Here is a 23504-nt window from a genome sequence, read left to right on the forward strand (position 1 = left end):
CCGGTTTCAAGGGTGGCTGCGACTGCACCCCGAGGCCAGTCAGCCTGCGGCCAGCATGCCGGAGCGGGTGTGGTCGGCGCGTTGATCCAGCGCAAGCCACTGCGCGCCAAGCACTGGAATCCGGGCATCGCGGATGCGATACTTGCGAATCATTCTCATTTCGATCAAGGCCACACATCCCCTTTCATGGGCCCCCGACACGAACAACTGGGCATGCTGTACCGCGACCATCGCCTCTGGCTGCACGGCTGGCTGAGCGGGCGCGTGGGCAATCGCGATGTGGCTGACGATCTAACCCAGGACACCTTCGCGCGGCTGCTGCAGGGGCGCGATCTCGCTGCCCTGCGTGAGCCCCGTGCCTTCCTGACCACGGTAGCGCGCGGGCTGGCCGCCAACTGGTTCCGCCGCCAGGCGCTGGAGCGCGCCTACCTGGAATACCTGGCCCAGTTTCCAGAGCCGGTGTTGCCCTCGCTGGAAGAACAGGCCCTGGTACGTGAGGCCCTGCAGCAGATCGATGCGATGCTGGACGGGTTGCCGGCGATGGCGCGCCGGGTGTTCCTGCTGGCGCAGTTCGATGGGCTTCGCTATGAGGCCATCAGCGAACAGCTGGGGTTGTCGTTGTCCACGGTGAAGCGGCACATGAAGCGGGCGCTGCTTGGCTGCCTTGCGCATGCCGGCTGAGACCGCCACCGCACCGGCCCTACCGCCACGTGTGCTGGAGCAGGCCGCCGACTGGCTGATGCGCCTGCACGAGGACGGCAGCGTAGCGCAGCGTGCGCAGTGGCAGCGCTGGCACGATGCCGACCCTGAGCATGCACGCGCGTGGCAACGCGCGGAACGCTTGCTGGCGCTGAGCGGGCAGGTTCCACCGCCATTGGCCCACAGCGCACTGCAGCGCGCGCGCTCGCCGGGCCGGCGTGCGCTGCTGCGCAGCGTCGCCGCACTGCTGGTCGCCCCGCTGGGTGGCTGGCTGGCCTGGCGAATGTACGACGAGGCCGCATGGGATGCCAGCGCACGCACGGCCGTGGGCGAGCGCCTGCGCCATGTACTGGACGACGGCAGCGTGCTGCTCCTGGACACCGATACCGCCATGGACATCGCCTTTGATGACCAGCAGCGCCTGCTGCGGCTGCGGCACGGACAGGTGCTGGTGGAAACCGCCGCAGATTCCCGGCGACCGGCGCGTCCCTTCGTGCTCGCCAGTCCGGCAGGGCGCATGCAGGCCCTGGGCACGCGCTTCAATGTGCAGCATGCCGATGCGACCACCGTAGTGGCCGTGCTCGAAGGAACGGTACGGGTCATGTTGGCCGCAACAGGGCAACAGCGTGTCGTCGATGCCGGAAGGCAGCTGAGCTTCCGCGCAGATGCCTTCGCGTCGGTGCAGGCCATCGCACCGGCCGTCGACGCCTGGCGCCACGGCATGCTGGTGGTCGATGCGCAGCCCCTGCGCCGCGTGCTGGAACAGCTGGGCCGCTATCAATCCGGCTGGCTGGGCTGCGACGATGCGATCGCATCCCAGCGGGTGTCAGGTGCATTCCCCGTGGATGACCTGGACCGCGCCGTAGCCATGCTGGCAGCCGTCCACGGACTGGAGATCCAGCGCGGACCAGCGGGACTGTGGACGCGGCTGCGCGCAGGAACGCCACGGTGAGCGGGCCGCATCGCCAGCAGTGACACTTTTTCCGCGTCCGGGTGGCAGAGGGAGTGAATCCCTTCCTTACGTGCCCTCCATGCCCTCCATGATCCGACCCTTCCGGCTGAGCCTGCTGGCCATTGCTCTGGCGACCACGCCGGTGTTTGCCCAGGTGGCATCGCTGCAGGCCGTAGCCGCTACCGAACAGGCCGCCAGCCCGCTCGGCCTGGCCCTGAGCACCTTCGCTGCCCAGCGTGGTATCGCCCTGTCCTTCGACCCCGCGCTGGCCGCCGGACGCATGGCACCGGCACTGTCGGGTACCTTCAGCACCGAACAGGGCTTTGCACGCCTGCTGACCGGTACCGGCCTGCGCATCCAGCCTGGCGCAGACGGCAGCTACACGCTGCAGGCGGCAGGCAACGTTGTACCGGTGTCAGCAGCGCGAAAGACCCTGCCACTGCGCGTGAGCGGTGAAGTGCAGCCGTTCCGCTATGCCGAAGGCCTGCGCCTGGACGAGGACTACATGCATGCCCAGGCCACCGGCAACGGTGACATCGGGCGCCTGTTGAGGATCAACCCCGCCGTCCAGTTCGACAACGCCCAGTTGAGCAGCTTCACCCCCGGCGACATCTCGCCGGCCAATGTAAGCATCAATGGTGCGCCGTTCTACCAGAATGCCTTCGTGGTCGATGGCATGAACTTCAACAACGACATCGATCCCGGTGGCGATCCATCGCCCTACCGCCTGGCGACCGCCCCCGGCAACAGCCAGGCCTTCGCCCTGGACACCGACCTGCTGGCCGACCTGACCGTGCTGGACAGCAACGTGCCGGCGGCCTACGGCGGATTCAGCGGTGGCGTCATCGAGGCCAACGTGCGCAAGCCGAAGGACGCCTTTTCCGGCAGCGTGTCCTACCAGACCACGCGCTCGTCCTGGACCCGCTACCTGCTGGATGAAAGCATGCGCGAGGACTATGCCAATGCTTCTTCGTGGGGCGATGGTCAACCCGAGTTCACCAAGGAAACATGGCGCGCCACGCTGGAAGGCAAGGTGACCGATACGCTGGGCGTACTGGCCAACTTCACCCGCAAGCGCTCCTCGATTCCCACCTACTTCTATTCCGCACACCTGGTGGACAGCTACGGCTCGGAACGCGAAGTACAGCGCCAACGCTCGGACCAGGCGATGCTGAAGGCGGTCTGGGAGGCCAGCGACCGGCTGACCGTCGATGCGTCCGTCACGCATGCGCCATCGGAGAACCAGCTGTTCCGGTCCAACATCCGCGGCGCCGGCGTGCGCATCGACAGCGGCGGCACGATGATCAACCTGGGAGCCACCTGGCAGGCGGACTGGGGCACGATCACCCAGCGCCTAAGCTGGAGCGGCACCGAGCAGTCGCGTGATGCGCAGAGCGATGACTATTTCACCTGGCTGCGCTCGGCCAGCAAGGACTGGGGCACCAACGCGTCCACGCTGGAAGGCGAGTTCGGTGACATCGAACAACGGCAACGACGTCTTACCTACAGCGCGCAGGCACAGACCCACGCCTTCGACCTTGGCGGTGGGGTCCACCAGCTGACCACGGGCGTGGAGCTGACCCGGCAGAGGTTCGACTATCGTCGCCTGACCGAGAACAGCACCTATGTCACACCGGCCCGCACCACGACGTGCACCCTCAACTCCGGCGAGATCGATACCGCCTGTGACATGGGCCTGACCGCGGCAGCAGGCTGGCCAGGCCAGTACTTCACCCGCCGTACCCGCTACGCCACCGGCCACATCGGCTTCGATGTGGAGAGCTTCGCCGCACACATCGACGACGACATGCGCTACGGCGCGGTCTCGATCCGTCCGGGTCTGCGCATCGAGCGCGACAGCTACATCGGGCAGACCACCATCGCACCCCGCTTCGCGCTGAGCTGGGAGCCGCGCGATGGCACCCTGCTCACCGCAGGCGCCAACCGCTACTACGGCCGCAACATGGCCACCTGGAAGCTGCGCGATGGTGTCAACCGGCTGCGCTACAACAACGAACGCCGTACCAGCCTGAACGGGGCGTGGACCACCGGCACCCAGGCCGGAAATGACACCTACTTCAACATCGACAAGGTGGGCTATGCCGATGAGCTGATGCTGGCGTGGCGTCAGGATTGGGCGGGTTGGCGCTTCAACCTGAAGGCCGTCAACCGCCGGCTGCGCGACCAGGTCATCAACGTGAGCGGGCGCATCACCGGCATCACACCCGACGACCCCACATTGGCCGGCAATTACAGCACCTGGTCCAGCACCGGCAGTGGCCTGAGCAACATCTATTCCCTGACCGCGCAGCCGCTGCGCGGCTGGACAGCCGGGGCGACGCATACCCAGGCGCTGCTCTCTCTGGACTGGACCGACGTGCGCAAGGCGGTGCCGTTCTACGACGACAGCGCCGACCAGTTCTACCTGAACCCATGGATCCGCTACGACGGCCGCTACATGCGCTACCAGCAGAAGCCCGCCGACAACTACACACGCCCGTGGTCGGCGCGCGTGAACACGATCACCCGCATTGCACCGCTGGACCTGACCGTGACCAACATGCTGACCTACTCGGCCGGCTACCGCCGGATCGCCAGGACTTCGCTGACCGAGATGTACCAGGGCGAGCGCATCGACGTATGGGAGGAGCGGCAGTTCTCCCCGTCGCTGACCTGGAACGTCCGCCTGGGTTGGGAACGCGAGCTGTCCGCCCAGGCCGGAACGGTCTACGCGAATGTGGACATCACCAATGTACTGAACCGGCGCAATGTCTACGGCGCATCCTCCGCCGTTGGCAACGCACCGCTGTATGACATCGGACGGCAGTTCTGGCTGGAAGTGGGCTACCGCTACTGACTGCATCGTGCCGTTGAACGCCGTACCGGCGTCATACATGCGCGCCTATCCAAGCCTGCGTCTGCTGCTGCCCGTCGCCGCCCTGTTGCTGGGCGGCGCGGGCATGCCTGCACCTGCGCGTCATACCCCGTGCCCCGACGTGCTTCCCGCGCGTCCGGACAGCGCCTGCCTGCGCGCGCTCTACAGCAACCCCAGCATGCAGTGGCCAGCGCCAGAGGTGGAACCCGGCGTCGCCTGGCAGGAGCTGGCTCCGCTACCTGCCCCGGCCGATCCACCCGGCCATCCATCAACGCCCGCAAAAGTCGCCTTGGGCCGTCGGCTGTTTTTCGATCCGGTTCTTTCGAAGTCGCGGCAATTGGCCTGTGCCAGTTGCCATGACCCGGACCTGGGCTGGGCCGATGGCCGCCGCGTATCGTTCGGCCACGACCGCCAGCCCGGTCGCCGCAATGCACCCAGCGTGGTGGCCAGTGCGCACGTGGCGCCGCTATTCTGGGATGGGCGCGCCGCCACGCTGGAGGCGCAGGCGCTGCATCCGATCGCCGATCCCGTCGAAATGGGCTTCACCACGCAGGGCGCCGTGCGTCGCTTGCGCCGGGATGCGTCCTACCGTCGTGCGTTCAACGAGGTGTTCGCGCAGCCGCGCATCGATGCCGCGCAGCTCGGCCAGGCCATCGCCGCGTTCGAACGCAGCCTGTCGCCACGCAACAGTCGCTTTGATCGCTTCCTGCTTGGCAATGCGCGTGCGCTGGACGATGCCCAGCTGCGTGGCCTGCACCTGTTCCGCACGCAGGCCGGCTGCATGAACTGCCACAGCGGGGCGGCGCTGACCAACAACGGCTTCCACAATCTGGGCCTGCATTTCCACGGGCGTTCGCGGCAGGATCTGGGGCGTTATGAGGTCACCGGTGATCCCGCCGACAGCGGCCGTTTCCGTACACCGTCGCTGCGTGGCGTTGCCGCCACAGCGCCCTACATGCACAACGGCATGATCCCGAAATTGTCTGGCGTGCTGGCGTTCTACAACGTGGGCGGTGCCCGACCGCGGGCTCCGGCGGGTCTCCCGCCAGACGCAGCCCCCTTCCCGGCACCCGATCCGTTGCTGCGTCCGCGCGGGCTCAGCAGGCGGGACCTGCAGGACATCGAAGCCTTCCTGCTGGCCCTCTGACGCCTGCAGGCTCAGCCGCGGGTGATGGCAGTACGGATCGCCCGCAGCTGCTGCTTGATGGCCCTTGCCTGCGCCACATCCATGCGCAGCAGGGCTTTCTGCCCGATCGAGCGCGACTGCAGGGTGGCGTCGACGAAGCGGTAGCGGCCACGCTCGTCGCGTTCCACCAACGGCGGCTGGGCCAGCTCCGGGGTGTCCAGCAAGTGGTCGATCACCGCCACCAGACGGTCGTTGAAATAGCCGTCGGGCCGGCCAAGATCGACGTAGGCCTGCTGGATCAGCGGATAGAAGCGCTTGTAGGCCGTGGCCGTTGCCGCCGGGTCGAGCGCGGTAAATGCCTGCACGTAGGGCGCATAGCGCGTCGCGTTGCTGGCGGCGATGCGTTCGCCGCCCTCACCCGCCTCGACCTGCAGGTTGCCCGGCAGCGGCCGCGCGGCCAGTGCGGTCGGCGGCACGCTCGGCTTGTCCAGGTTGTCGACCTGGGTGACCAGGCGCTGGATCAGATGATCGCGCAACAGCAGGGTCAGCGGGCCCTCGCCCTGGAACAGCTGGCTCAGCGCGCCCCAGGCAGCGGCATCGCTGTCGGCCAGTTTCGGCAGTGCTGGATCAGCGGCCGCCTCTGTCTCCAGCGGGTGCCTGATCGGTGGAGGTGCCGGGGCCTGTTGCTCGGCCGTCATTGGCTGTGGAGGTGCAGCGCTGCTGGCGGGAGTGGATTGCACCGGCACCGAAACGCCGTCCGCCAGGCTCTTCAGCTGATCGCGGAACAACCACCCGCCCGCACCGCCGATCACCACCACGCCCAGCACCCAGGGCCATACCGCCTTTCCACTCTGCATGATGCAGCACCTCGTTTTCACACGCATGGAGATGGTGTGACCCCCCGTGTCGGCGAGGGTTCCCCCTTCGTTCGGCTGCGGTTTGGGTTGGGCAGGACCTGCAGCCACGCTCACGCCTGCTTTGCACGCCGCGCGCGAGGCTGTTGCTCTTGTCGTGTGGAGACGTTGCCATGCAATACGCGCTGTACTACTGGACCGGCATCCAGGGCCGCGGTGAATTCGTGCGGCTGGCGCTGGAAGATGCCGGCGCCGACTACATCGACATGGCACGGGTACACGGCGATGCAGTGATGCAACCTTTCCTTGATGGGAAAAGCGAGGGGACGCAGCCATTCGCGCCGCCATTCCTGAAGGCCGGCCGCCAGGTCATCGCACAGGTCGCGGCGATCCTGGATTTCCTTGGCCCGACGTTGGACCTGGTGCCACAGGCGGCCTCGCGGCGGATGCAGGCGCTGCAGTTGCAGCTGACCATCGCCGATCTGGTGGCCGAGGTGCATGACACCCACCATCCGATCGCCGTATCAAAGTACTACGAAGAGCAGAAGATCGAAGCCAAGGCACGCGCCGCCTCTCTGCGCAGCGAACGGCTGCCGAAGTTCCTCGGCTACTTCGAGCAGGTGCTGGCCGCCAATGGCGGCCGCCATACGCTGCGCGAGCATTCCTACGTGGATCTGTCGCTGTTCCAGCTGCTGAGCGGGCTGGATTACATGTTCCCACGCCGCATGCAGGCACTGGGCCCAACCCTGCCCCTGCTGCGTGCGCTGCAGGAGCGGGTGGCGAAGCGGCCGGCCATTGCCGCCTACCTGGCCTCGGAACGGCGCTTGCCGTTCAACACCAATGGCATCTTCCGCCACTACCCGGAGCTGGATGGGGAGCGGTAGTGCCGGCCGCTGGCCGGCAGCTGCACACTGCGTCCGAGGTCCATGAGGATGCCGGCCAGCGGCCGGCACTAACTTGGGGTCAGCTGTTTTCACCCAGCGGCTTCACCGCCTGCTTCTGCAGCGACAGCAGGCCCAGCAGCACTGCCAGTGCCACGTAGGCGCCGGCGAACTGCCAGCTGATGATGCGTGCCAGCCCTTCCAGCTCCCAAGGCAGATAGATGCCACCGCGCGGGTCCACCGAGTGGATCAGGCCGAACAGGGTCAGCACGGCGGCCACCAACAGGAAGCCGCAGGCACGGCGCAGACGGCCATCGACCATTGCCGCCACCGCCGAGATCCACAGCATCGAAGTGATGATGAAGCCATTGCCGAGGGTGAAGATCACCGCCAGCTCCGGCAGGCCGTGGCCGTCGAGCTTGGTCAGCAGCTGCGGCAACTGGTCCGGCGCGATCCAGCCCGGCGCCTTGATCGCCAGCAGGTAGGCCACCGACGGCAGGAAACCGAACACCATCGCACCGGTATGGTGACGCGGCGTGGCCTGGAAGGCCTGGGTGGTGATGTCGATGGCCACGTACACGATGATCGGCGCCAGCACCGCCAGCGGCAGCCACTGCACCAGCCCGGAGATGATGCCAAGCATGCCGCCGATGCCGACGAACAGGCCGGTCAGCAGCGTGTAGCCGCTGCGCGCACCCATGTGCTTGTAGGCCGGCTGGCCGATGTACGGCGTGGTCTGCGCGACGCCGCCGCAGACGCCAGCCACCAGCGTGGCCACCGCTTCCACCAGCAGGATGTCGCGGGTGCGGTAATCATCGCCGGCCGCGCGTGCGCTTTCGGAGACGTTGATGCCACCGACCACCATCAGCAGGCCGAACGGCAGCAGCAGCGGCAGGTAGGTCATCGCGGTGGGCAGGCCATCAAGGAAACCCAGCGTCGGCAGCGGCAGCACCACCTGCGGCGGCACCCACTCCGGTACGTGGAAGCCCGGTGCGCCGAGCCCGGCCAGGCCAAGGCCGTAATACAGCACGGTGCCGAACACGAAGGCCAACAGCACGCCCGGGCCACGCACCGGCAGCTTGCCCTTGGCGATCAGCACGTACAGCAGCAGGCCCAGCGTCGTGAAACCAACCAGCGGCGAGCGCAGCGTTTCCAGCAGCGGCAGCAGGCCCATCAGCACCAGCGCGATGCCGGCGATGGAACCCAGCAGCGCAGCACGCGGCAGCGCGCGGGTGACCGCTTCACCGAAGAATGACAGCACGAACTTGAGCACGCCCATGATGACCAGCGCGGCCATGCCCAGCTGCCAGGTCGCAATACCCGCGGCATGCGGGTCCATGCCCTGCTGCTTGAACGCAATGAAAGCCGGGCCGAGCACCAGCAGGGCCATGCCGATGCTGGTCGGTGCATCCAGGCCGAGCGGCATGGCGGTGACATCGTCGCGGCCGGTGCGCGTGGCCAGGCGGCGCGCCATCAGGGTGTACAGCAGGTTGCCAACCAGCACGCCGAAGGCAGTGCCGGGGAACATGCGGCCGAACACTACGTCGGCGGGGAACTGGAAGATCCCGACCAGGGCCATGGCGATGAAGCCGAGGATGGAGAGGTTGTCGACGACCAGGCCGAAGAAGCCGTTGAAGTCGCCGGCGACGAACCAGCGACGCGGTGCGGCGGGAGCGGGAGCGGACATGGAAGGGGCGGTGGGAGTGGAGACCGCCGATGGTAGGCCCAGCGAGGCCGGTGCGCCAATTCCGTCGTGGAATGATGGGTTCCAGCCAACGGCGGAGCCCCTCGTGGTTGGTCGCGAACTACGATTTCCCGTGTTGGGCCGGGTGGGTAGGCTACGCGGGGGACGCCGTGAACCCATCCTTGGGGGCTTGGCCGCGGCATCCATGCCGCGGACACCCCCGCGCAGCCTACCCGCCCGGCCCCTGACAGTTTCCTGCGGGCGCCAGCCACGGAAGAGAATCAAAAGATCAAAAGCAGAAGCCGGTCGCTGCGCTCTCAAGCGCCGGATCGCAGGCATCTGCCTGGTTGCCGGCCAGCGGCCGGCACTACCGGGAAGCATCCACGCATGGCGTGGATCTACTGTGCCGACCAAGGTCGACCCCCACGAGCAACAGGCCATGCCATTCCAACGGATCGCGGAAATCTGTCGAAGGCGGGGTGGGTCCGGCTGCGGGGGTGTCCGCGGCATGGATGCCGCGGCCAAGCCCCCAAGGATGGGTTTACGGCGTCCCCCGCAACCGGACCCACCCCGCCATCCCACCGATACCCCGCTTTTGACGTTGACGTTGACGTTGATTCGGCGGGTGCAGGGCGCAGCCCTGCATCAGACCCCAACCCTCACTTCTTCAGGAAGTTGTCCACCAGCAGATGCTTCACGTCGTCGAAGCGGCCGTTCAACACCGCCTTGGCCGCATACAACGCCGTGCCCGCCACCTGCTTGGCTTCGATCTGCGGTGGCATCACCAGCTCCGCGCGACTGGTATGTACATCCAGCAGCGCCGGCCCACGCTGGGCCAGGAAATCCTGCACCGCTTCTTCCAGGTCCTCGCTGCGGGTCACGGTGCGGCCGTGGAAGCCGATCACCTCGGCCAAGCGGCCGAAGTCCGGATTCTTCAGGTCGGTGTAGTTGTCCAGAAGGCCTTCCACCTTCTGCTCCAGCTCGACGAAATTCAGCGAGCCGTTGTTGAACACCACCACCTTGATCGGCAGGTTTTCCTGCACGGCCGTCAACAGATCGCCCAGCAGCATCGCCAGGCCACCATCGCCGGACAGCGAAATCACCTGCCGCCCCGGGAAGGCCTTCTGCAGCCCCAGCGCCTGCGGCATCGCGTTGGCCATCGTGCCGTGCAGCAGGCTGGTCAGCGTGCGGCGCCGGCCGTTCACCCGGATGTGCCGCAGCACCCACACCATCGGCGAGCCACCATCCGCGGTGAACAGCGCATCGTCGGTAGCGTACTTCGACAGCAGCGCGGTCAGGTGCTGCGGGTGGATCAGTTCGCCTTCGCCGGGTTGTTCCTCCTGCTCGCGCTTCTTCAGCGCCTTGTCGCGGTGCTCGATGCATTCGTCCAGGAAACTGCTGTCTTCGCGCGGAGGCAGCATCGGCAGCAGCGCGTCCAGTGTCGGAGCGATATCACCGACCACGCCCAGGTTCACCGGATGGCGTCGACCGAGGTGGCTGCCGTCGCGGTCGACCTGGATGATCGTGGCCTTGTCCGGATAGAACTGGCCCCAGGCGAAATCCGCGCCGAGCAGCAGCAGCGTGTCGCACTCCATCAACGTGTGGAACCCGGATTCGATGCCGAAGACTCCGGTCATGCCCATGTTGTACGGGTTGTCCGGTTCGACGAAGTCCTTCGCACGCGATGTGTGCGCCACCGGTGCCTGCAGGCGCCGCGCCAGTTCCAGCAGCTGCGCATGTGCCCCCTGGCAACCGGCGCCGGCATAGATGCCGATACGCTTGCCCTGCCCCAGCAGTTCGGCGATGTGCTGCAGCTCGGCCTCGGAGGGGCGCAGCACCGGCTGGGTGTAATGCACCGAGAACGGCACATCGTGCTTCACTTCCGCTTCGCTGATGTCGGCCGGCAGGATCACCACCGCCACACCGCGGCGGCTGATCGCCGCCTGGCAGGCCAGCGCCACCACGCGCCGTGCCTGGGCCGGGCTGTGCACCTGCTCGCAGAACACGGTGCAGCTGCCGTACACCGCCTTGAAATCCACTTCCTGCGGGAACTCCATGCCCAGTTCGCTGGTGACCACCTGGCTGGCGATCAGCACCATCGGCGCGCGGTTGCGGTTGCTCTCGAAGATGCCGTTGATGAAGTGCAGACCGCCAGGACCGCACGAACCCGCGCAGGCGGTCAGCTGGCCGCTGATCAATGAATCGGCACCGGCCGCGAACGCCGCGACCTCTTCATGGCGGACATGCACCCACTCGATCTCACTGCGATGCAGTGCGTCGGTGACATGGTTCAGGGTGTCGCCGACGATGCCATAACAACGGCGGACGCCCGCCTGCTGCAGGGTATCGACGACGATCTCGGCAACGCGCTTGCTCATGGGACTACAGCCTTGCAAGGGGGAACCCCGAGGCTAGTCCCGGTGAAGTGATGCTTCCGTGGGCAAGAGGCCGATCGCCTTGTCGTGCAAACTCCGGGCAGGGCTGCCGTCAATCGTTGACGTTGATCCACCCCGTCACCGCGCCGCGCTTCGGGTTGCGGTAGCGCACCTGCAGCCAACCATCCTGCTCATCCAGCATCTCCACGCGATCACCCTGCACCAGGTAGCGCTGCGTGCTCGATGCACCAGGGCGGTCGAACAGGAACAGGCGCGCAGGCAGCACGCTCGCCATCAGCCCCACCAGCGGCGCACCGCTTGCTGGTGCGCCGAGCCCGTCGCCGATGGCGCTTTCCAGCACCTTGCCGGAGGGATCGTAGGTGCGCCACACCGCCAGTGGCCCCTGGTTCTCGGTCTCTTCCCAGTGCAGCGCACGGTTCAGCGTATCGCCCAGCATCAACACGCTCTCACCGCGGTACAGATAGAGCTGCGGTCCGTTGAAGCGATACACGTCGGTGTACCACATCGGCCCGCTGCGGCAGCTGGCGGTCAGCGTGCGCGTGGCGGCGTCGGCGGTAAGGCCCATCAGGTCACCGCACTGGTCGTGTCCATGGGTCACCGCCTTCAGTGCGCGGAACTCACCGCTGCCTACGTCGAAGCGATAGACCGCCACCGCTTCGTTGACCATGCCCACCGATGCACGTGCAATCAATTCCGGGTAGCCATCGAAATCGACGTCCTCCAGACCCCATCGCGAATTGCCGTCCGCATCCGCCGCACCCTCCAGCCTCTGGCGCTTGCCCGACGGCGACAACTGCACCGCGATGCTGCCGTCCTGCTGGGGATCGGCGTGTGCCTGCACGTGAGCGGCGACCTGGAACCGTAGCGTTTCGCCGTCGCCCTCATTCGCCTCCGCCGTCGGCAGCCACAGGCCTGCCAGCAGCAGGCCCAGCACGTAGTCCCTGTGTTTCATCGTCCATCCCTGTGGCGCCACGATGGCCCCTTCAGGTCAGAACGATACCTCGACCGGCTGCCGCGACCACAGCACCGACTGATGCTTGGTCTGCTGCTTCCACGCCAGGCGGATCGCTTCGATATCGGCGCGGCGCTGCGGGGTGTCCTCGTGCAGCACCACCAGCACCTTGGTGCGCAGGCGGTTGGGTGCGGCATCGCCGCGGAACAGCCACTGGCCATAAGCATCGAACACGGTCAGGCCATCCGGGAAGCGCGGGGTCACTTCCTTGTCCAGGAAAGTGCGCCACTGCGCATCGCTGATGGTGTCGGCCTGCGGGCGGTTGCCGGCGCCCTGCTCCTCGCCCACGCCGAAGTACAGCTCGCTGCGCACCCAGCCGTGGCCGGCGGACGGGCGGGCGGCATCGCCCTTCAGTTCGGCGGTGGTGGCCGTGGCATAGGCGCTGGGCGCCTGCGAAGAGAGGCTGGCGCAGCCGCTGGTGGCCAGCAGCACGGCGAAGACGAGGCCAAGGTGTTTCATCGGTACAACTCCGGGGGAAGGGGGACAAGGCGAGGCGGCAGCGTACAGCGCCACCGGCCCGGCGTGCTGATGCCAGCGGGGCATCAGCTCATGCCGGACCGGCAGGGCTTGCATCGGCACCGGCCATCACGCGAAGATAATATATCGCTTCATCCGGATGGATGTAAGTGAAACTATCTCCCCCCTTCCCCGTCGTCGTTGTTGCTGGAGCCCCCATGTCCGTCCGCCTTCCTGCGTCGCCACTCGGCCTCGCCATCGCCCTCGCGCTTTCCGCCGCCGCCCCGGCCCTGGCCCAGGACGCCACCAACCTGGACACGGTGATCGTCACCGGCACCCGCGCGGCCGACCGCACCGTGCTCGAATCCACCTCGCCGGTGGATGTGCTCACCGCCGAGGACATCCGCAAGGCCGGCGTGGTCAACGGTGAGCTGGGCAGTGCGCTGCAGGCGCTGCTGCCGTCATTCAACTTCCCGCGCCAGTCCAACTCCGGCGGCGCTGACCACGTGCGCGCCGCGCAGCTGCGCGGCCTGTCGCCGGACCAGGTGCTGGTGCTGATCAATGGCAAGCGCCGCCACCACACTGCGCTGGTCAACACCGACAGCAAGATCGGCAAGGGCACCACCCCGGTCGACTTCAATTCGATCCCCGTCAGCGCGATCAAGCGCATCGAAGTGCTTCGCGACGGCGCCGGTGCGCTGTACGGCTCCGATGCGGTGGCCGGCGTGATCAACGTGATCCTCGACAACGGCGGCGACGGTGGCGAGATCGAGGCCAGCTACGGTGCCAACCACACCGACCTCAAGCCGATCGGCCGCACCCTCACCGATGGCCAGACCGGCAACATCAGCGCCAAGGTCGGCACTTCGCTGGGCGAGGACGGCGGCTTCCTGCGCGTCGGCCTGGAGTACAAGCACCGCAACGGCACCAACCGTGCCGGCTTCGACCAGATTCCGCCGTGGGACCAGACCCCGGGCAACCTCGCGCTGCAGGGCAAGCGCAACTACGTGCTGGGTGACGGCAAGAGCAAGGACATCAACCTGTGGCTGAACACCGAGATCCCGGTGGGCCAGACGTCGACGTTCTACGCGTTCGGTACCTTCAACCAGCGGGATACCGAAGGCGCGAACTACTTCCGCTATCCCGATGGCGATGCCAACTGGAAAGAGGTCTATCCGAACGGTTACCGACCGATCTCCGAAGGCGAGAACCGCGACGTGCAGGCCGTGGCCGGCGTGCGCGGCCAGTGGGGTGAGTGGAGCTACGACGGCAGCCTGGATTACGGGCAGAACGATTTCACCTACCGCCTGCGTGATTCGCTCAACGCATCGCTGGGCCCGACCAGCCCGACCCGCTTCAAGACCGCCGACTACGAATACGCACAGACCGTGGGCAACCTCGACCTGAGCCGCGTGTTCACCCAGAGCGACAGCATCAGCCACACCCTGGGCCTGGGCGTGGAAGCGCGCCATGAGCGCTACCAGACCCGTCCCGGCGACCCGGCCAGCTATGCGGCCGGCCCGTACACCGACCGCCCGACCGGCTCGCAGGCCGGTGGCGGCCTGACCCCGCAGGACGCGGCGCGCCTGTCGCGCGACGTGGCCAGCGCCTACGCCAGCCTGTCCAGCCAGTTCGGCGAGAAGTTCTCCACCGACCTGGCCGCGCGCTACGAGCACAATGACGACTTCGGCGGCGAACTGACCGGCAAGCTCGGCCTGCGCTACGAATTCACCCCGGCGTTCGCGCTGCGCGGCGCCATCTCCAACAACTTCCGCGCACCGTCGCTGGCGCAGATCGGTTACGAATCCACCTCCACCGGCTACAACGCCGGCGGCCAGCTGGTGCAGGGTCGACTGCTGTCGGTCAACAATCCGATCGCACGTGGCCTGGGTGCGCAGAATCTGAAGCCGGAGAAGTCGATCAACACCTCGCTGGGCTTCACCAGCCGCATCGGCGAGCACTTCGACCTGTCGCTGGACTTCTTCCAGATCGACATCGACGACCGCATCGCGCTGTCGGAAAGCATCACCGGCGATGCACTGACCGACTACGTGGCGGCCAACTACGGCGTCACCGGCCTGCAGAGCGCCAGTTTCTTCGTCAACGCCGCCGATACCCGCACCCGCGGTGCCGAGCTGGTGAGCAACTGGCGGCAATCGCTGGGCAACGGTCAGCTGCTGCTGACCGGCACCTATGCGTACACCAAGACCACGCTGAAGAACGTGCTGGCCACGCCGGCACAGCTCCGTGCACTGAACCCGGACTACGTGCTGTTCGGTATCGAAGAGACCAACACCCTCACCGATGCCACGCCGCACACCCGTGGCAGCTTCTCGGCCGCCTGGAGCAACGACCACTGGTCGCTGAGCACCCGCGTGAACCGCTATGGCAGCGCCACCCGCGTGTTCAACTTCGGTGACGGCTACATCCCGCGCCAGACCTACCAGGCCGAATGGCAGCTGGATGCCGAAGTCGAGTACCGCATCACTCCGCAGTGGAGCGTGGCCATCGGCGGCCAGAACCTGACCGACAACTACCCGGATCGATCCAACAGCGATATCCACTACTTCGGCAACCTGCCGTATGACGTGCTGTCACCGATCGGCAGCAACGGCGCGTACTACTACGGCCGCGTCCGCTATACGTTCTGATCGCATTGGGTGTGATTGCCTTCGGTGGGTGCGGACCGTTGGTCCGCACTACACGGTAGTGCCGGCCGCTGGCCGGCAACCGCAGGGTGCATCCATGGACCATGAAGTTGCCGGCCAGCGGCCGGCACTACCAAATCCGTAGCCTGCCCTCGACCCCACGTACACGCCCGCGCTGGCAAGCTGGGCGTCATGGCTGAACCGCTCCCCCTGCGTCCGCCACCTCCATTGCTGGACGATGCCTGCGCGTTGTTCCTCGATGTTGATGGCACCCTGATCGAATTCGCTGCACGCCCGGATGCCGTGCAGTTGCTGCCCGACGTGCGCGAAGCCATCGGCCGCATCAGCGACCGCCTGGAAGGTGCCGTGGCACTGGTCAGTGGTCGCCCGCTCGAGCAACTGGACCAGTTGTTCGCTCCCCTGCAGCTTCCCGCCGCCGGCCTGCATGGCCACGAACTGCGTGGCGAGGATGGTCGCGTGCTGCGCGACGCACATGATGACGACACCGCCGACTGGCTGCACGCGCTGCACCAGCAGGCGATGCGTTTCGCGCATGGACATCCTGGCGTGCTGGTGGAAGACAAGGGCGTCGGCCTGGCCCTGCACTGGCGCGGCGCACCGAACGCAGCAGCCGATGTGCGCGCCTTTGCCGACCGCCACCTGCGCGGTCGCAGCAGCCATCGCCTGCAGCCCGGCGATCATGTGGTGGAATTCGTGCCGGTCGGCTCCGACAAGGGTCGCGCGGTGCGGCGGATGATGCAGTACCTGCCGTTCCGTGGCCGCCTGCCCGTGTTCATGGGTGACGACCTCACCGATGAGTTCGGCTTTGACGCCGCCAACGGCCAGCACGGCTGGAGTGTGCTGGTGGGTGAACGCGAACCCAGCGCGGCGGTGTTCGCACTGCCCGACATACGCAGCGTGCACGCCTGGCTGCGTGAGAATGCCTATTGACCCGGCCACCCCCCACGGCCGCAACCGAGATGTAGCACGTGATGACCCAACCCGATCTTGATCTGGGCGTGGTCGGCAACGGCAGCTTCGGCGCCCTGGTCGACAAACATGCCCGCGTAGTCTGGAGCTGCCTGCCCACCTTCGACGGCGACCCCACCTTCTGTGCCCTGCTCGGCCCCAACCAGCAGACCGGCGGCGACTTCGCCATCGAGCTGGAGGATTTCAGCAGCAGCGAGCAAGAGTATCTGACCAACACCGCGATACTCCGCACCGTGCTGCACGACAGCCACGGCGGCTCGCTGGAAATTCTCGACTTCGCCCCGCGCTGGCGCCAGAACGATCGCTTCTACCGCCCGGTGAGCCTGATCCGCCAGGTGCGTCCACTGGCGGGCAGCCCGCGCATCACTGTACGCGCGCGGCCGCTGGCCGACTGGGGCGCACGCGTGCCCGAGTCCACCTGGGGCAGCAACCACGTGCGCTGGATCCTGCCTGAGCACGTACTGCGGCTGACCACCGATGTGCCGGTGCGGCTGGTGCGCGATGGCCTCCCCTTCGTGCTCAACCATCCGGTCCACCTGATTCTGGGCGTGGACGAATCGCTCGACCGCTCGATCAGCGGCTACGTGCAGGACGCCTTCCAGCGCACCCGCGACTACTGGCGCGAATGGGTGCGCTACCTGTCCATTCCGCTGGAATGGCAGGACGCAGTGATCCGCAGTGCGATCACCCTCAAGCTGTGCCAGTACGAGGACAGCGGCGCGATCATCGCGGCGATGACCACCTCCATTCCCGAAGCGCCCGGCAGCGTGCGCAACTGGGACTACCGTTACTGCTGGCTGCGCGATGCCGCGTTCGTGGTGCGTGCGCTGAACCGCCTCGGCGCGACGCGCACGATGGAACAGTTCCTCGGCTACATCTTCAACCTGGCCAGCAACGATGGCACGCTGCAGCCGCTGTATGGCATCGGCTTCGAAGCCAAGCTGGACGAGGACGAAGTACCCAGCCTGTCCGGTTACCGCGGCATGGGCCCGGTGCGCCGCGGCAACCTGGCCTGGGTGCAGCGCCAGCATGATGTCTATGGCAGCGTGGTACTCGCCTCCACGCAGCTGTTCTTCGATCGTCGCCTGCAGGATCCTGGCGATGCGCACACCTTCGCGCGGCTGGAACCCCTCGGCGAACAGGCCTTCGCCCTGCATGACGTGCCCGATGCCGGCCTGTGGGAGTTCCGCGGCCGCACCGAAGTGCACACCTATACCAGCGCAATGTGCTGGGCAGCCTGCGACCGCCTGTGCAAGATCGCCGTGCGCCTGAAGCGTGATGACCGCGCACGCTACTGGCGCGAGCGCGCCGACACCATCCACGCCCGTATCATGGCCGAAGCCTGGAGCGAAGAACGGGGCCACTTCACCGATACTTTCGGTGGTCATCGCCTGGATGCCTCGTTGCTGCTGCTGGCCGACATCGGCTTCATCGACGCAATGGACGCCCGCTTCGTCGCCACCGTCGAGGCCATCGGCCGTGACCTCAAGCATGGCAACTCGCTGTACCGCTATGTCGCCCCGGATGACTTCGGTGAACCGGAAACCAGCTTCACCATCTGCACGTTCTGGTACATCGATGCGCTGGCCGCGATTGGTCGCATGGAAGAAGCGCGCGAGATGTTCGAGCTGCTGTTGAAGCAGCGCAACCACCTGGGCCTGCTGTCGGAGGATCTGGCCTTCGACAGCGGCGAGGCCTGGGGCAATTTCCCGCAGACCTATTCGCACGTCGGCCTGATCACCGCCGCGATGCGCCTGTCGCGGTCGTGGCAGGAGGCATCGTGAGTCGTCTTGTCGTGGTTTCAAACCGTGTGGCCGTGCCGGGTGAAAACCGCGCCGGCGGCCTCGCGGTCGGCCTGCTGGCCGCACTGAAGGAACGCGGCGGCCTGTGGTTCGGCTGGAGCGGCAAGAGCGTGCGCGATGGCAGTGGCACGCTGCACACGCAGAAGGATGGCGACATCGAGTTCGTCACCCTGGACCTGAGCAAGCGCGAGGTCGATGGCTACTACAACGGCTTCGCCAACCGCACGTTGTGGCCACTGCTGCATTTCCGCCTGGACCTGGTCGATTACGATCGCGGCACCCGCGAGACCTACCACAAGGTCAACGCGCTGTTCGCCGACAAGCTCGCGCCGTTGCTGCGCGAGGACGACATCGTCTGGATCCACGACTACCACCTGATTCCACTGGGCGCGATGCTGCGCGAACGGGGCATCGGCTGCCGCATCGGTTTCTTCCTGCACATCCCGATGCCGTCGGCCGACCTGCTGCAGGCGATGCCCGACCATCTGCGGTTGTTCTCGGCGCTGTATGCCTACGACCTGGTCGGCTTCCAGACCCAGCGCGACGCCGACCGTTTCCAGACCTACCTGCGCCTGTTCGGCGGTGGCAAGGTGCTCGAGAACGGTGAACTGGAAGCGCCGGGCGGCCGCCGCTTCCGTGCGGCCGCCTTCCCGATCGGCATCGATACCGAACTGATCGCCCGCCAGGCCGGTACCGCTGCCACCAAGGCCGCGGTGAAGAACCTGCGCGCCAGCCTGCGCGACCGCCAGCTGGCGATCGGCGTGGACCGCCTGGACTATTCCAAGGGCCTGCCCGAGCGCTTCCTCGGCTTCGAGCGTTACCTGGAACGGCATCCGGACCAGCACGGCTCGCTGACCTACCTGCAGATCGCCCCGGTCTCGCGCGGCGATGTCACCGAGTACCGCCAGCTGCGCAGCCAGCTGGAACAGATCGCCGGGCACATCAATGGCGGCCACGCCGCACCCGACTGGACCCCGCTGCGCTACGTCAACCAGAACTTCACCCATGCCACCCTGACCGGCCTCTACCGCGCTGCCGCAGTGGGCCTGGTCACCCCGCTGCGCGATGGCATGAACCTGGTGGCCAAGGAGTACGTGGCCTCGCAGGATCCGGAAGATCCCGGCGTACTGGTGCTGTCGCTGCTGGCCGGGGCCGCCGACGAACTCAAGCAGGCGTTGCTGGTGAACCCGCATGACCTGGACGGCGTCGCCGATGCCATCGCCACCGCGGCGACGATGTCACTGCACCGGCGCAAGGAGCGCTGGCACGCGATGATGGAGCACCTGCGCACCTACGACATCAACCACTGGCGACGCAGCTACCTCGACGCGCTGGAGGGCTGAGGGAAAAAGGGGACGGAGGGGATTAAGTCGTTTGTGCACAAACGACTTAATCCCCTCCGTCCCCTTTTTTCTTCAATCCAGGAACCGTGCGGCCTGCTCCGGTGCCGGCAGATAGCAGCCGTCATGCCGCCCGAACCAGCGATAGCGGTTGCGGGCGAGCACGCGGTACGCCGCGTCGCGCCAGCTGCGCGGCAGCACGCGCAACGCACCAGTGAGGCGCCAGCCACCACCGAGTCCTGCCAGCACGCGCAGGATCGCATCGGTATCGGTCCAGGCGCCCTGTTCGTCCAGCAACAGGAACGACATCGGGTCCTGCGGATCCAGCCCGTGCGCGCGCAGCAGGGCGCTGCCCTGCGCACCCTGCATTGCCGCGAAGCGATAGCGTCCCTTGCGATCAAAGCGCAGCAGGAAGCGCACCCAGCGGTTGCACAGTGCGCAGACACCATCGAACACGATCACCGCGCCGCCCGCGTCGGTGGCGGCTTCACTGCGGTTCGAGCCAGCCTTCATAGCGGATCAGGGCTCCTGCCCAGGGCAAGGTCACATCGACCAGGAAAGTGTAGCGCTGGTCGTCCCAGGCCTCGCGGCAACGTACGCCACCAAACCAGCGCGTCGGCAGCGGCAGCAGGCCAAATGCCCAGACCCGCCGCACCGACCAGTCGATGCCACCGTCGCGGGCCTGCAGGTCGAACTCAAAACGCACCGCACCCAACTGCTCGTGCAGATACCCTTCGTGCGCCCACAGCCTCGATACCATCGGCCAGCGGCCGAAGCGTCGTGCCCAGCGTTCACCCTGCCCGTGTGCGCTGAACGCCACCTCGGTCGGCAGCGCCTCGCCATCCCTTGGCAACCGCGCCAGCGCGGCCAGCAGCGGCACCAGCCAGTGCCGGCCGCGCTCGATCCGCGCCTGGCCCACGTAGCGGCAGGGCAGCGGCGCGGCATGCAGTGCCTGCACCGGTGCGACCAGGGTGGCGAAGGCCGGCCCCAGCACGCGCGCGAACAGCGGCACGCTCAGGGCGCGATCCAGGCCAGGGTTGCCATGCGTCCGGTACGACGATCGCGCCGGTGCGAATACAGGTCCGGATCGGCCATGGTCGACACCGTACCGCCGTGAATCTGCGCCGGGTCCATCCCCGCCGCCTGCAGGCGCTGCCGGGCCAGGGCGAACAGGTCCACCTTCCAGTGGCCAGCACGGGTTGCCATGAATGCAGCCTCGGCGGCCGGATCGTGGCCGACGAAGGCGTGATAGACCTCCTCGCCGATCTCGTAATCGGCCGGTCCGGCCGCCGGGCCCAGCCAGGCGCGCAGCTGCGCCGGTGGCGTCTGCATGGCGGCCACGGTGGCCTCCAGCATGCCGTCGGCCAGGCCACGCCAACCGGCATGGGCGGCGCCCACCTCGCTGCCATCGACGGCGGCGAACACCACCGGCAGGCAGTCAGCAGTCAGGATCGCCAGCACCACGCCCGGCACCGAGGTCACCGCGGCGTCGGCGACCGGTTCGCTGGCACCGGCCACTGGCGGCGCGTTGAAGCGCAGTACGGTGCTGCTGTGCACCTGGCGCAGCCAATGCGGCGCCGACGGCAGCGCCAACCCCTGCTGCAGCAGCTGGCGGTTGTGCTCGACGTTGGCCGGGGTGTCACCATCGGCCGCGTGCCGGTTGCCCAGGTTGAACTGCGCGAACGGCGCCGGCGAGATGCCGGCACCATGCCGCCGCGTGGTCAGCGCGTGGACGCCCGCAGGCGCCGGCCAGTCCGCCTGCAGCAATGGCAGCGCGGCAGCCATCACCAGCGGTCCCGCTCGCGTGCGGCGAAGGCGTCGCTGTCTTCGCGCAGCACCTTCAGCAGGTGCAGCATGTCGGCCGGCACCGGCGCAGTGTTGCGCACCGTCTCACCGGTGATCGGGTGCACGAACTCCAGCGTCTCGGCATGCAGCGCCTGGCGCTTGAAGCCGCGCAGCGCGGCCACCAGCTCGTCGCTGGCGCCCTTGGGCAGCTTCAGCGCGCCGCCGTACAGCGGATCGCCCACGATCGGATGGCGGATATGTGCCATGTGCACGCGGATCTGGTGGGTACGGCCGGTTTCCAGGCGGCATTCCAGGGCGGTATGTGCACGGAAACGCTCGCGCAGGCGGTAATGGGTCACCGCTTCCTTGCCATCCTCGCGCACGCCCATCTTCAGGCGGTCGCGCGGGTGGCGGTCGATCGGCGCATCGGCAGTGCCGCCGGCCACCAGCGCGCCCATCACGATGGCCAGGTACTGGCGGTGCACGTCGCGTGCGGCCAGCTGCTCGACCAGCGCGGTCTGCGCCTCCAGGGTCTTGGCCACCACCATTACGCCGCTGGTGTCCTTGTCCAGGCGATGCACGATGCCCGCGCGCGGCAGCACCGCAACCGACGGGTCGCGGAACAGCAGAGCGTTGACCAGGGTGCCGCTGTGGTTGCCGGCGCCGGGGTGTACCACCAGGCCGACCGGCTTGTTGATCACCAGCAGGTACTCGTCCTCGAACAGCACGTCCAGCGGGATGTCCTCCGGCTGGGCGTCGGTCTGGGTTTCAAGCACCACGGTGAGGGTGACCACCTCGCCGCCGCGCAGCGGATCGCGCGGGCGGGCCTGGGCGCCGTCCAGCAGGACATCGCCGGTCTTGATCCACTCGGTCAGGCGCGAACGCGAGTATTCGGGGAACAATTCGGCCACGACCGCGTCGAAACGGCGGCCGGCAGAGGTGTCGGGGACGATGGCCTGGCGGGCCGATTCAGAGGGTTGTTCAGACATGGCAGGGGGCATTCTTTGAAATTTTGGGGTCCCGGCGGCCGGTTTCAGTCGCTGGACAGGACACTAGGCTATCATCGACCCTTCGTATTCCAGCCGCGTCCCGCCTCGACCTCATGATCCGACGCTCCGTCATGCTCTCTGCGCCCGTCCGCCTCACCGCCCTGTTGCTGGTGCTGGTCATCGCCGCCACCGGTTGCCATCGTGGTGCCAAGAAGGGTGATCGCCCCGATGAAGGGACGCCGGTCGAACAGTTGTACGAGAAGAGCCACAAGCTGATGCAGGGTGGCAACTGGAGCGGCGCCGAAGGCAGCTTCCGCCGCCTGGTGGCCCAGTATCCGTACGGCCCGTACACCGAACAGGCGATGATCGAAACCGCCTATGCCCAGTACAAGGCCGGCAAGCACGATGACGCGGTGTCCAGCATCGACCGCTTCATCCGTACCTACCCGACCCACCGCAACATCGCCTACCTGTACTACCTGCGCGGCCTGGCCAACTCCAACCGCAGTACGGTTTTCCTTCGCCGCGTATGGTCTCTGGATGCAAGCCGCCGCGACCTGTCCACGCCGCACCAGGCGTACTCGGACTTCAACATCGTGGTAGACCGCTACCCGAACAGCCGCTACGCCGCTGATGCGCGCCAGCGCATGCTGGAGCTGCGTGACGTGTTCGCCCAGCACGAGCTGGACAACGCCCTGTACTACATGCGCCGCGGCGCATGGGTCTCGGCCGCGGGCCGCGCCAACTACCTGCTGGAAACCTACCCGCAGAGCGCCTTCCAGTACGACGCCGTCGCCGTCCTGGCCGATTCCTACACCCACCTGGGCAACAAGACCCTGGCCGACGACGCCCGCCGCGTCCTGCAGCTGAACCAGCCGGACCACCCGTGGCTGGAAGGCAAGTGGCCGAAGTACCCGTGGATGGTCCGCAAGCTGAACCCGTTCGCCGGCGAGAAGTCCGCCAGCACCGGCCAGCGCAACGCGCGACTGGAAAAGAAGTAAGAAAAAGGCCCCGC

At 67.0% G+C, this 23504-nt stretch carries 19 protein-coding genes; 10 read left to right on the forward strand and 9 right to left on the reverse strand.

Translation table 11 applies throughout. From position 1 onward, the window contains the following. Window positions 1-186 precede the first annotated feature (186 nt). From V9K93_RS15395 to V9K93_RS15410, 4 genes are all read left to right on the forward strand, one after another. A complete protein-coding gene (locus V9K93_RS15395) occupies window positions 187-681 on the forward strand; it encodes a sigma-70 family RNA polymerase sigma factor (RefSeq protein WP_106468930.1) in 495 nt (164 codons plus the stop codon). Further along, window positions 671-1651 (forward strand): FecR domain-containing protein, encoded by a 981-nt coding sequence (locus V9K93_RS15400; RefSeq protein ID WP_136639814.1) that lies wholly within the window; start codon window positions 671-673, stop codon window positions 1649-1651. The genes V9K93_RS15395 and V9K93_RS15400 overlap by 11 nt, the downstream gene beginning before the upstream one ends. Before the next feature lie 88 nt (window positions 1652-1739). Next, on the forward strand, window positions 1740-4508 hold the full coding sequence (locus tag V9K93_RS15405) for a TonB-dependent receptor (protein ID WP_169050366.1): 2769 nt from the start codon (window positions 1740-1742) through the stop codon (window positions 4506-4508). Window positions 4509-4545: 37 nt separating this feature from the next. Continuing rightward, window positions 4546-5673: a cytochrome-c peroxidase gene (locus V9K93_RS15410; RefSeq protein WP_337302829.1), complete on the forward strand. Its 1128-nt coding sequence runs from the start codon at window positions 4546-4548 to the stop codon at window positions 5671-5673. An 11-nt stretch (window positions 5674-5684) separates the two neighbouring features. Here V9K93_RS15410 and V9K93_RS15415 read toward each other — a convergent pair whose 3' ends face one another. After that, complete coding sequence (locus tag V9K93_RS15415; protein ID WP_337302830.1) at window positions 5685-6509, reverse strand: DUF3014 domain-containing protein; 825 nt, start codon at window positions 6507-6509, stop codon at window positions 5685-5687. 170 nt (window positions 6510-6679) lie between these two features. On the opposite strand from V9K93_RS15415, the gene V9K93_RS15420 reads away from it, so the two are divergent. Then, window positions 6680-7390: a glutathione S-transferase gene (locus tag V9K93_RS15420; protein ID WP_337302831.1), complete on the forward strand. Its 711-nt coding sequence runs from the start codon at window positions 6680-6682 to the stop codon at window positions 7388-7390. A 79-nt stretch (window positions 7391-7469) separates the two neighbouring features. Here V9K93_RS15420 and V9K93_RS15425 read toward each other — a convergent pair whose 3' ends face one another. From V9K93_RS15425 to V9K93_RS15440, 4 genes are all read right to left on the reverse strand, one after another. Next, the gene (locus V9K93_RS15425; RefSeq protein ID WP_337302832.1) at window positions 7470-9074 is read right to left on the reverse strand and encodes a SulP family inorganic anion transporter; all 1605 of its coding nucleotides are present in this window, start codon (window positions 9072-9074) and stop codon (window positions 7470-7472) included. A gap of 656 nt (window positions 9075-9730) precedes the next feature. Then, window positions 9731-11449: a thiamine pyrophosphate-dependent enzyme gene (locus V9K93_RS15430; RefSeq protein WP_337302833.1), complete on the reverse strand. Its 1719-nt coding sequence runs from the start codon at window positions 11447-11449 to the stop codon at window positions 9731-9733. A gap of 109 nt (window positions 11450-11558) precedes the next feature. Beyond that, window positions 11559-12419: an SH3 domain-containing protein gene (locus tag V9K93_RS15435; protein WP_337302834.1), complete on the reverse strand. Its 861-nt coding sequence runs from the start codon at window positions 12417-12419 to the stop codon at window positions 11559-11561. 36 nt (window positions 12420-12455) lie between these two features. Beyond that, the gene (locus V9K93_RS15440) at window positions 12456-12938 is read right to left on the reverse strand and encodes a DUF3574 domain-containing protein (protein ID WP_136639324.1); all 483 of its coding nucleotides are present in this window, start codon (window positions 12936-12938) and stop codon (window positions 12456-12458) included. A 215-nt stretch (window positions 12939-13153) separates the two neighbouring features. On the opposite strand from V9K93_RS15440, the gene V9K93_RS15445 reads away from it, so the two are divergent. The 4 genes from V9K93_RS15445 to otsA all read left to right on the forward strand — a co-directional run bounded on the left by V9K93_RS15445 (window position 13154) and on the right by otsA (window position 19718). Next, complete coding sequence (locus V9K93_RS15445; protein ID WP_337302835.1) at window positions 13154-15586, forward strand: TonB-dependent receptor plug domain-containing protein; 2433 nt, start codon at window positions 13154-13156, stop codon at window positions 15584-15586. A gap of 189 nt (window positions 15587-15775) precedes the next feature. Then, window positions 15776-16534 (forward strand): trehalose-phosphatase, encoded by a 759-nt coding sequence (gene otsB, locus V9K93_RS15450; RefSeq protein WP_065723853.1) that lies wholly within the window; start codon window positions 15776-15778, stop codon window positions 16532-16534. 41 nt (window positions 16535-16575) lie between these two features. Next, window positions 16576-18357, forward strand: a complete 1782-nt coding sequence (locus V9K93_RS15455; RefSeq protein ID WP_006386902.1) for a glycoside hydrolase family 15 protein — start codon at window positions 16576-16578, stop codon at window positions 18355-18357. Continuing rightward, entirely contained in the window at window positions 18354-19718 is a 1365-nt protein-coding gene (gene otsA, locus V9K93_RS15460) for an alpha,alpha-trehalose-phosphate synthase (UDP-forming) (RefSeq protein WP_337302836.1), read from the forward strand. The genes V9K93_RS15455 and otsA overlap by 4 nt, the downstream gene beginning before the upstream one ends. 72 nt (window positions 19719-19790) lie before the next feature. On the opposite strand, the gene V9K93_RS15465 is transcribed toward otsA, so the two are convergent. The 4 genes from V9K93_RS15465 to rluD are packed head-to-tail and all read right to left on the reverse strand — an operon-like array spanning window position 19791 to window position 22489. Continuing rightward, window positions 19791-20228, reverse strand: a complete 438-nt coding sequence (locus V9K93_RS15465; protein WP_337302837.1) for a thiol-disulfide oxidoreductase DCC family protein — start codon at window positions 20226-20228, stop codon at window positions 19791-19793. After that, window positions 20203-20727, reverse strand: a complete 525-nt coding sequence (locus V9K93_RS15470) for a DUF4166 domain-containing protein (RefSeq protein WP_169050352.1) — start codon at window positions 20725-20727, stop codon at window positions 20203-20205. The genes V9K93_RS15465 and V9K93_RS15470 overlap by 26 nt, the downstream gene beginning before the upstream one ends. A gap of 2 nt (window positions 20728-20729) precedes the next feature. Further along, window positions 20730-21500, reverse strand: coding sequence for a peptidoglycan editing factor PgeF (gene pgeF, locus V9K93_RS15475; RefSeq protein ID WP_136639329.1), 771 nt, complete (start codon window positions 21498-21500; stop codon window positions 20730-20732). Then, window positions 21500-22489 carry a 23S rRNA pseudouridine(1911/1915/1917) synthase RluD gene (rluD, locus tag V9K93_RS15480; protein WP_080103094.1) on the reverse strand — a complete coding sequence of 330 codons (990 nt, stop codon included), beginning with the start codon at window positions 22487-22489 and terminating at the stop codon, window positions 21500-21502. Before rluD ends, pgeF begins: the two co-directional genes overlap by 1 nt. 113 nt (window positions 22490-22602) lie before the next feature. On the opposite strand from rluD, the gene V9K93_RS15485 reads away from it, so the two are divergent. Continuing rightward, window positions 22603-23490 carry an outer membrane protein assembly factor BamD gene (locus tag V9K93_RS15485; RefSeq protein ID WP_046985444.1) on the forward strand — a complete coding sequence of 296 codons (888 nt, stop codon included), beginning with the start codon at window positions 22603-22605 and terminating at the stop codon, window positions 23488-23490. Window positions 23491-23504: the final 14 nt, after the last annotated feature.

This window comes from Stenotrophomonas sp. CCNWLW162 (assembly GCF_037203745.1).
Lineage (GTDB): Bacteria > Pseudomonadota > Gammaproteobacteria > Xanthomonadales > Xanthomonadaceae > Stenotrophomonas > Stenotrophomonas maltophilia_AQ.

Coding starts and splice junctions, on each gene's coding strand:
- V9K93_RS15400 (WP_136639814.1), top strand. CDS start 671: ATGCCGGCTGAGACCGCCACCGCACCGGCCCTACCGCCACGTGTGCTG.
- V9K93_RS15485 (WP_046985444.1), top strand. CDS start 22,603: ATGATCCGACGCTCCGTCATGCTCTCTGCGCCCGTCCGCCTCACCGCC.
- V9K93_RS15465 (WP_337302837.1), bottom strand. CDS start 20,228: ATGAAGGCTGGCTCGAACCGCAGTGAAGCCGCCACCGACGCGGGCGGC.
- V9K93_RS15455 (WP_006386902.1), top strand. CDS start 16,576: ATGACCCAACCCGATCTTGATCTGGGCGTGGTCGGCAACGGCAGCTTC.
- pgeF (WP_136639329.1), bottom strand. CDS start 21,500: ATGGCTGCCGCGCTGCCATTGCTGCAGGCGGACTGGCCGGCGCCTGCG.
- V9K93_RS15425 (WP_337302832.1), bottom strand. CDS start 9,074: ATGTCCGCTCCCGCTCCCGCCGCACCGCGTCGCTGGTTCGTCGCCGGC.
- V9K93_RS15405 (WP_169050366.1), top strand. CDS start 1,740: ATGATCCGACCCTTCCGGCTGAGCCTGCTGGCCATTGCTCTGGCGACC.
- V9K93_RS15395 (WP_106468930.1), top strand. CDS start 187: ATGGGCCCCCGACACGAACAACTGGGCATGCTGTACCGCGACCATCGC.
- V9K93_RS15440 (WP_136639324.1), bottom strand. CDS start 12,938: ATGAAACACCTTGGCCTCGTCTTCGCCGTGCTGCTGGCCACCAGCGGC.
- V9K93_RS15435 (WP_337302834.1), bottom strand. CDS start 12,419: ATGAAACACAGGGACTACGTGCTGGGCCTGCTGCTGGCAGGCCTGTGG.
- V9K93_RS15410 (WP_337302829.1), top strand. CDS start 4,546: ATGCGCGCCTATCCAAGCCTGCGTCTGCTGCTGCCCGTCGCCGCCCTG.
- V9K93_RS15415 (WP_337302830.1), bottom strand. CDS start 6,509: ATGCAGAGTGGAAAGGCGGTATGGCCCTGGGTGCTGGGCGTGGTGGTG.
- V9K93_RS15420 (WP_337302831.1), top strand. CDS start 6,680: ATGCAATACGCGCTGTACTACTGGACCGGCATCCAGGGCCGCGGTGAA.
- otsB (WP_065723853.1), top strand. CDS start 15,776: ATGGCTGAACCGCTCCCCCTGCGTCCGCCACCTCCATTGCTGGACGAT.
- rluD (WP_080103094.1), bottom strand. CDS start 22,489: ATGTCTGAACAACCCTCTGAATCGGCCCGCCAGGCCATCGTCCCCGAC.
- V9K93_RS15445 (WP_337302835.1), top strand. CDS start 13,154: ATGTCCGTCCGCCTTCCTGCGTCGCCACTCGGCCTCGCCATCGCCCTC.
- V9K93_RS15430 (WP_337302833.1), bottom strand. CDS start 11,449: ATGAGCAAGCGCGTTGCCGAGATCGTCGTCGATACCCTGCAGCAGGCG.